This window comes from Lutimaribacter saemankumensis (genome assembly GCF_900100005.1).
GTDB classification, from domain to species: domain Bacteria; phylum Pseudomonadota; class Alphaproteobacteria; order Rhodobacterales; family Rhodobacteraceae; genus Lutimaribacter; species Lutimaribacter saemankumensis.
Genome location: NZ_FNEB01000043.1, coordinates 1 through 1,269, shown reverse-complemented (window position 1 = coordinate 1,269; position 1,269 = coordinate 1). Strand labels below are relative to the sequence as shown.

General features: G+C 58.7%; 2 protein-coding genes and 1 pseudogene. 1 reads left to right on the top strand and 2 read right to left on the bottom strand.

Annotated elements, in window-relative coordinates:
- Positions 1 to 230: pseudogene (locus BLT50_RS18865) on the bottom strand (IS6 family transposase); the annotation flags it as partial.
- 144 nt (positions 231 to 374) lie between these two features.
- On the opposite strand from BLT50_RS18865, the gene BLT50_RS19180 reads away from it, so the two are divergent.
- Positions 375 to 896, top strand: coding sequence for a hypothetical protein (locus BLT50_RS19180; protein WP_139170603.1), 522 nt, complete (start codon positions 375 to 377; stop codon positions 894 to 896).
- Between the two features lie 88 nt (positions 897 to 984).
- Here BLT50_RS19180 and BLT50_RS18850 read toward each other — a convergent pair.
- The coding region (locus BLT50_RS18850; RefSeq protein ID WP_139170559.1) for a DDE-type integrase/transposase/recombinase at positions 985 to 1,269 on the bottom strand (285 nt) is incomplete at its 5' end.

Sequence of the window (1,269 nt, the reverse complement as noted above, 5' to 3'; positions counted from 1 at the left end):
GAAAAGGCTCGCAGCTGCTGAACACGCCGCCGGCGGATCTCCGACGCAAACATCGGCCCGAACCTGTTCCACCAGAACCGGATGGTTTCATGGCTGACGTCGATGCCGCGTTCGTGGAGCAGGTCTTCGACATTTCTGAGTGACAGCGGAAACCGGACATAGAGCATCACCGCCAGGCGGATGATCTCGGGGCTGGTTTTGAAATACTTGAAAGGCGAACGCTTGGTCATCTTCAAAGGCTACGAAAGCCCCCTGCCCGCCTCAAGACAAGTTCCTCTGACAATACCGTCACGCTCGTTGCCGATCACCTTGACAATTGTGCCAAGCGCCACGCGCTTCTCAAGGAATGTGATGTCAGCCTGTCGGGCGCCATCGTGGATCGAACCATCGAACTTGCGCGGTACGTTCGCGACGCAGGCATCCGGGAGGCGGCTGCGCTGATCGAAACTGCAACACTGGGCAATGGTCGTATCGACGTCCAGCTTTCCTCTCGGGCCCTCGCGGCGGGTCTCGGTCTTGCAGTCGATACCCTGAACCCGGAGGTTCTCCGGTTCAATAATCCGTTCACGCATCGGCGGCGCGGTGTCGAGATGAAGATCGTGGCGGGCACACAGAAGCCGGTGCCGGACGTCGCATTGCTCCGTGCGCTGCGCAATGCGCATTGCTGGGCGGATGCCATCAAATCCGGAACCGCACTGAAGCGCCTCGCCTCAGACATGAATCGGACAGAGCGCTATCTGGCCAGGATCATCGCCTTGTCGGGTCTTTCGCCCAAAATTCAGGCGGCGATCATTGACGGTTCCCAGCCGAACGGTCTCACGGTCCGACGTCTTTTGAAGACGAACCTGCCCCTGGACTGGGGCGAGCAGGAAAGGCTCCTCGGCTTCGAAGGCTGATCATCACTCCCTGTTCGGGATGAAGCGCTCCCTGTGGTGCTGTCAGACTGATTCGAACTCGTCTCTGCCAGGACAGTGACACTGTCCCTTATGCCGCGCAGAGACTACGCCACTCGGCAAGAGCAGCGGTTCTGTTCTGCTTGAAGTGGTCCCGTTTGGAGAGGCTACGATCCTGGTTGAAGTGATTGAAGACGGAGGAATGGACGGCGACGAACTTCTGCAGACTTCGCATTCGCCGAAAGCGCTGCATCGCTCTTTCTCTTCGTCGGAATGGAAGGTGTGAGTTCTCAACTCTGTTGTTCAGCCAGCGACCACAGGCTTGCCGGTCTTCACACCCCATGTCACGCAGCGCGGCTTTGTAGGAAGCAAGCCG